Source organism: Globicatella sanguinis NBRC 15551, from assembly GCF_001552295.1.
Lineage (GTDB): Bacteria > Bacillota > Bacilli > Lactobacillales > Aerococcaceae > Globicatella > Globicatella sanguinis.
In genome coordinates this window covers 1-6,437 of record NZ_BCQX01000126.1, presented here as the reverse complement: position 1 = coordinate 6,437, position 6,437 = coordinate 1, and the positions used below count along the sequence as shown (strand labels likewise).

At 35.6% G+C, this 6,437-nt stretch carries 4 protein-coding genes; 2 read left to right on the top strand and 2 right to left on the bottom strand.

Annotation, left to right across the window (positions count from 1 at the left end):
• Positions 1-145: 145 nt before the first annotated feature.
• Positions 146-2,356: an RNA degradosome polyphosphate kinase gene (locus GSA01S_RS08915; protein ID WP_083513286.1), complete on the bottom strand. Its 2,211-nt coding sequence runs from the start codon at positions 2,354-2,356 to the stop codon at positions 146-148.
• Between the two features lie 310 nt (positions 2,357-2,666).
• Complete coding sequence (locus tag GSA01S_RS08910) at positions 2,667-4,220, bottom strand: Ppx/GppA family phosphatase (protein WP_066126767.1); 1,554 nt, start codon at positions 4,218-4,220, stop codon at positions 2,667-2,669.
• Positions 4,221-4,475: 255 nt separating this feature from the next.
• On the opposite strand from GSA01S_RS08910, the gene GSA01S_RS08905 reads away from it, so the two are divergent.
• Complete coding sequence (locus tag GSA01S_RS08905) at positions 4,476-5,303, top strand: metallophosphoesterase (protein ID WP_066126765.1); 828 nt, start codon at positions 4,476-4,478, stop codon at positions 5,301-5,303.
• Between the two features lie 386 nt (positions 5,304-5,689).
• Positions 5,690-6,424 carry a pseudouridine synthase gene (locus GSA01S_RS08900; RefSeq protein ID WP_066126763.1) on the top strand — a complete coding sequence of 245 codons (735 nt, stop codon included), beginning with the start codon at positions 5,690-5,692 and terminating at the stop codon, positions 6,422-6,424.
• Positions 6,425-6,437: the final 13 nt, after the last annotated feature.

The window sequence follows — 6,437 nt, the reverse complement described above, 5'->3', positions numbered from 1 at the left end:
CTATCCAAGATATGTAAAGAATGATAAAAATGTTTGAGTTAGTTTATCGATATGAAAGAGCTTAAATACGCTAACATTCATCTATCTACCTTTTGTCCACTCCCGATGCTATTACTGATCAATAAGAACAATAAGATAATTAATCTTACTTGAACCATGCAACCAAACGTTGCCACCAATTTAAAATTGGTTTGCTTTCAACCACCACTACTGTTGGCACTAACGCTTCACGCTTGCTTTCAGCTAGTCGCATTAATTGGATTTGAGAATTGTTTTGAACTATTGTCCGATCGGGTCGGGTATAGGTGCCATCAACTTGAAGTTCACGGGCTTTCATCGTGTCAGCTAATTGATAGTCTAAGATCTCGATAATCTGTTTCTCAATCTCTGTTGATAAAATAGGAAACTCAATCTCGACACGACGAACCATGTTACGCGTCATCATATCGGCTGATGATAGGAATAAATGATGCGCACCATTTCGATTAAAGAAGTAAATTCTAGAATGTTCTAAAAAGCGTCCGACGATACTTCTGACATGAATATTTTCTGAAATGCCTTCTACGCCAGGTTTTAAGCAGCAGATTCCTCGAATAATTAATTCAATTTTTACTCCCGCTTGACTTGCTTGATAAAACTTCTTAATGATTTCTTTATCGGTTAAGGAGTTCATTTTAGCGACAATGCGTCCATTACCAAATTGATTTTGGTAGGCAATTTCTTCATCGATATAATCAATTAACGAGTCACGAATTTCAAAGGGTGACACATGTAAGTGTTTATAATGCGGTCTTTCAGTAAAGCCACTTAAGTGGTTAAAGAATTTCGACGCATCTTCGGTTATTTCTTCATGACAGGTTAAAATTCCCATATCCGTATAAATACGTGCGGTTTTATCATTGTAGTTACCAGTCCCTAAATGGACATAGCGTTGAATTTTATCTTCTTCACGGCGGATGACTAAAGTGATTTTACTATGAGTTTTTAATTCTGATACACCATATAAGACATGACAACCCGCTTCTTCTAGTTCGCGCGCCCAAAAGACATTGTTTTCTTCGTCAAAGCGCGCCTTTAATTCTACTAAAACGGTGACTTCTTTGCCACGTTCGGCTGCTTGTTTTAAGGCTGCTATAATCGGTGAGTGTTTAGAAACACGGTATAAGGTTTGTTTGATGGCGATTGTTTTTTCGTCATTGGCAGCTGTTTCGATTAAGGAAACAATGGGCTTGAATGAGTCATATGGGTGGTTAAAGAACAAGTCTTTTTCACGAATCGCATCAAATAATTTTTCACCTGTATGTTCAGGATTTAAAAATGGCTCAAATGGTGGATATAAGGCTTCTGGATGGTCGGCACCCACTTGATCATGTAATTTAAATAAGAAGGTTAAATCCAATGGGCCCGCAATTTGATATAAGTCAAAATCTTCTAATTGTAAAATATCCATTAAGACATCTAAATGATGGGATTCATAGACTTTTGAAATAGAGGTATCGACTTCAATTCGCACGGCTTCTCCATTTTTACGCTTTTTCAAGGAATCTTCAATCTCAATTATTAAGTCTAAAGCTCCTTCTTCACGAATATCAAAGTCAGCATCACGTGTAATTCTAAAAGGTAATGAGAAATTCACATGATAGCCTTTAAATAATTCATCGATAAAATGGACAATTAAATCTTCAGTGAAAACCAATGTTTTGGTACTGGTATTTTCAATCGTGATATAACGGTCGACAAGATTAGGAATCGGTACAATGGCAGTCATTTGATTGCCTTTTTCATTTTGTAAGCTAACTAAAATATTAATCGCTTTGTTACTTAAATGCGGAAATGGTCGATAAGCATCAATTCCAATAGGGGACAATGTCGGTAAAATTAATTGTCTAAAACGATGCTCCGCTATCACTAATTCTTCTGGTGTTAACTCAGCACTGCGTTTAATTTGATAATCATAAGTAGGTAAAATTTTAACCAGTTCATGATAACGATTATATTGTAATTCAATATTTTTAGCATTCTTTTTACGAATTGCCTGCAATAATTCAAAAGGGGTCATTTGCGTTTTGTTTTCTGCAATTTCGACATTGGCACTATATTGATCATAGACACCAGCCACTCGTATCATGAAAAATTCATCGGCATTTGAACTGGCAATGGCTAAGAAGTTTAATTGTTCTAAAAATGGATTATTTTGATCATAGGCTTCTTCAATCACGCGTTTATTAAAGTCTAACCAGCTTAATTCACGGTTAAAATAATAATCAGGTGAGTCATAAGGATCTTTTACAATAAAGTCGTTCTTTTTAAAAGAATGTTTTTGTATTTTTTCAGATTTTTTTTGACGTTTAGGCATAATAATTCCTTTCTTATCGAACAAATAAAAGTGCTAGAGCTTCGATAGCAATTCTTTAAAATCATATCTTGGTAGATGCTAGTAAGCGAGATGATTCAATCAATAACCAGTTGCTAGTAACCGAGCGGATGATTCAGTCTTTAACCAGTTGTTAGTAACCGAGCGGATGATTCAATCACTAACCAGTTGCTAGTAACCGAGCGGATGATTCAGTCTTTAACCAGTTGTTAGTAATCGTTCAGATGAGTCAATCCATTAACCAGTTGCGACTAGGGGATTGTATTGTTGACTTCAATAAAATTTTAAACACTTATGATTCAAGTTCGACAAATTTTAGTTCTAAATTTCCATCTAAGACGCGGCTTAAATGTTTTAAATGGCGATTGGTACGGTAAGCCTCCGCCACTACTGGGGCGGTATGATAGATGACTAATTGATACTTGTTTTTGGATTTTTTGATAAAGTTTAAATCTTTAATCGGTTGTGTTTGCGAATCATTTAAGGCATCACTTACTTTGATGATTCCTCCTAAAATTAAGAGTTCTTTAATCTCGTCCTCGGTTAACCAATCAGGAAAATCACGTAAGTATCGCATCATCATGGATTTGCTCTTGAAACTACTTAGTAAAGCTAATCGTAAGCGATCATGATGCGAGAAGCCTAATAAATCCATATTGGAAATAATATAGAAGGTATGTTGTGAATCAGCTTCTGAACTGATCATTGAACCAAAGCGATATAAATAGCTGGCAAATTCTAATTCGTTTTTTAGTTGGTCATCGTAGCGAATAACACCAGCTTCACTCAATGCTTGATAAAGTTTAATGGCGTAATTAACCCGCAAAATACTACCCTCAGGTAAAATATTCATCTTATCAGCAACTTGTTGGACCGTTCTTAATTTATTATTGCGTGCATCGATAGGAGAGTGATAATGCTCATTAATATAAGTTAGAACAAAACCTTCTCGTAGTCCCTGATTCGATAAAATGAAAATCGGTGCTTTGACCATATTTAATAATTCTAAAAAGACAATGTTGGCTGGGATGATGATGTCGACCCGGTCATTGCTGAGGCCATCAATATTCCCCATATCGTCTAAATCGGTGGCCATAAATAAATCCAAGGTTTGGTTCAAATTGGCTTCTGTCATATGATAGCCTTGAATTCCCGCAATCGGATAGTCATTTAAACGCTGATGAACATAGGCAATATTACGCGCAGAACCACTCATCGCGATAATTGGCAGTTTGGCTTTTTTCAACCAAGGTATGCTTTTAAATTGATCGCGTATATATTTGCGTAGTGCTTCAATAGCACTAGGATCATTATGCTTTTTATTTTTGAAGAATTGTTCTTTTAAAGTGACGTTCCCAAAAGGAAAACTATGGAATTGCACCATCTCTTTATTTTTAAAGAGCGTCACTTCACAACTGCCACCCCCGATATCAATGGTAATACCATCTGGTACATCAACGGAATGCAAAATCGCATATTGACCGAAAGTGGCTTCTTGTTCTTCTGATAAAATGGTGACCTCGATACCCACTTGTTTTTTGACTTGAGCTAAAATATCCTCACGGTTATCAGATTGCCGAATCGCTGCGGTTGCGACCGGGAATAATTTATCAACACCGGCTTTATCAGCCACAATTTTAAAAGACTGTAATACTTCGATTAATAAATCAATTCCCATTTGGTTCATCACGACTGATTTTTTGCTTTTTTCTAAGTATTGTGAAAGTCTTGCGGGGGTCTTGATATTTTGCAATTCAGTGATGTTAAATCGATGGTCAATCGCATAAACGACCAGACGGATAGTGTTTGATCCGATATCAATTAACCCAATTTTTTCATTATACATATAGGACTTCCTTTCTGAATAACATTTACAAATCCATAGTTTGGATAATAAAAAAGTGAGTAATAGCTGCTAACCTCATAAAGACTTAAAAATAAATCGTCTTATTTTTATAAACCTTCTTCATTATAACGAAGGCCAGACAGACACTCCATTTAGGATTTGTAAAAAATTTGTAAACATGAAAAATACATGATATTCTTATCTAGAATATATATTTTATAGTATTTATTATACCATTATTGAAGGTGGAACTGTATGAAATTTATAACAAAAATGGGATTAGCTGTTTCAACAATCGGCTTAGCGTTATTCACAGCGAATGGTCTCAATCAAAAATTAGTCATTAAACATTATAAATATCAACATCCGAATGTAAACAACGGTGTGAGAGCAGCCGTCATTACCGACTTGCATAGTAATTTAATTGGTGAGGATCAAGCAACCTTGATGTCCTTAATTGACAATGAATTTCCAGATGTAGTCTTTTTAGTCGGCGACATAGTCGATGAAAATTTACCTCAGAGTCATGCGGAATTATTTTTAGATCAAATCGTCGCTAAATACCCAACCTATTATGTAACGGGCAATCATGAAGCTTATACGAAACGAGGCGAACAAGTAAAACAAATGATTGAAGCCAAAGGGATTGAAGTGCTAGCGCAAGAATCAAGTTTATTTACTTATAATGATACCACCTTACAAATTACCGGCATTGATGATCCAGAATTTCTTTCTCCGGATATCGCTTTATTCGAAGCAATGCACAATCACCAATCCGGACCCTATGTGAATGTTTTATTAGCCCATCGACCAGAATTAATTGAAGATTACTTAGCTTATCCTTTCGATATTATTTTTAGTGGCCATGCACATGGTGGACAATGGCGTATACCGGGTTTAATGAATGGACTGTACGCGCCTCATCAAGGGTTATTCCCCAAATATGCTGGCGGCGAATATAATTTTAATCAAACTAAATTAATTGTCAGTCGTGGCCTAGAAAATCAAAAATTAGACCATGTACCACGCTTCTATAATCGTCCAGAAGTGGTCATTGTTGATTTCTTACCGATGGAGGAGTAAGCAGTTTGATAGGGTTAATAGGTTACCCTTTAGACCAAAGCAAATAATTAATACCAGACGGTAATAGCGATAAAGAATCGGCTAAAAAGAATCATCAAAGTCAAAGGTTAATAGCGATAAAAATGCGGCTAAAATGAATCATCAAAGTCAGTGGTCGATTGTGATACATTTACAACCAAAACGAAAAATAAAGGTGAAAACACAATGTAATAGACCCACGACCAAAAGAATCGTATAAGGGAAAAATTATATCACTTCGCTCAAAGCGAATCATTTCAATAAAAGTGATAAAATGAATAAACATAAGTGTCATTCAACGAGGTATTTAACGACCAATAAGTTGAGTTGGCACTGCCTTTTTGTGTCAATAATTAAAGTAGGAAAAGATGAGACTAGATAAATTTTTAATCAAAACATTACAATTAACGAAACATCAACGAAAACGATTGTTAGCTGATCACCAAATCTTAATTGATGGCTACCAAGCTCTTTCACTAAGACAAAATATAGATAGTGAGCTACAAAAAATTACGGTCAAAGGTCAAAAAATCGTCAGTCCAACAGAAAAATATTATATGATGTATAAGCCAGAAGGGGTTATTAGTGCTGTTAAAGATGACCAGAAGCAGACGGTAATCGACCTTCTGAGAGCTGAAGATCAAATAGAGGGCCTATATCCTATTGGACGTTTGGACCGCTATACTAGTGGATTATTATTATTGACGAATAATGGTCCACTGGGCTTTCGCCTATTACATCCGGATTATCATGTGGAGAAGCAGTATCGAGTCAAAGTAAATGGTGATATTAATGAAGAAACGGTCGCAATGTTTGCTAGAGGGGTGATAATCGATCAAGATACCTTATGCAAACCTGCAAAATTGATTATTTTACGTCATTCACCAACTGAAAGTGAAGCACTGGTTATCCTCTCGGAGGGCAAATACCATCAAGTGAAGAAGATGTTTTTAAGTGTAGGAGTCAAAGTAATTGAGCTAGTACGGTTAACCTTTGGTAAGTTCTCACTTGATCAAATGTTAAAACCAGGTGAATATCGCGAACTCAATCAAGCTGAACGTCAATTAATTAAACAGTATTTATCGGAAGATATTCATATATAATAAACAAAAAAGG

Coding starts and splice junctions, on each gene's coding strand:
- GSA01S_RS08900 (WP_066126763.1), top strand. CDS start 5,690: ATGAGACTAGATAAATTTTTAATCAAAACATTACAATTAACGAAACAT.
- GSA01S_RS08910 (WP_066126767.1), bottom strand. CDS start 4,220: ATGTATAATGAAAAAATTGGGTTAATTGATATCGGATCAAACACTATC.
- GSA01S_RS08905 (WP_066126765.1), top strand. CDS start 4,476: ATGAAATTTATAACAAAAATGGGATTAGCTGTTTCAACAATCGGCTTA.
- GSA01S_RS08915 (WP_083513286.1), bottom strand. CDS start 2,356: ATGCCTAAACGTCAAAAAAAATCTGAAAAAATACAAAAACATTCTTTT.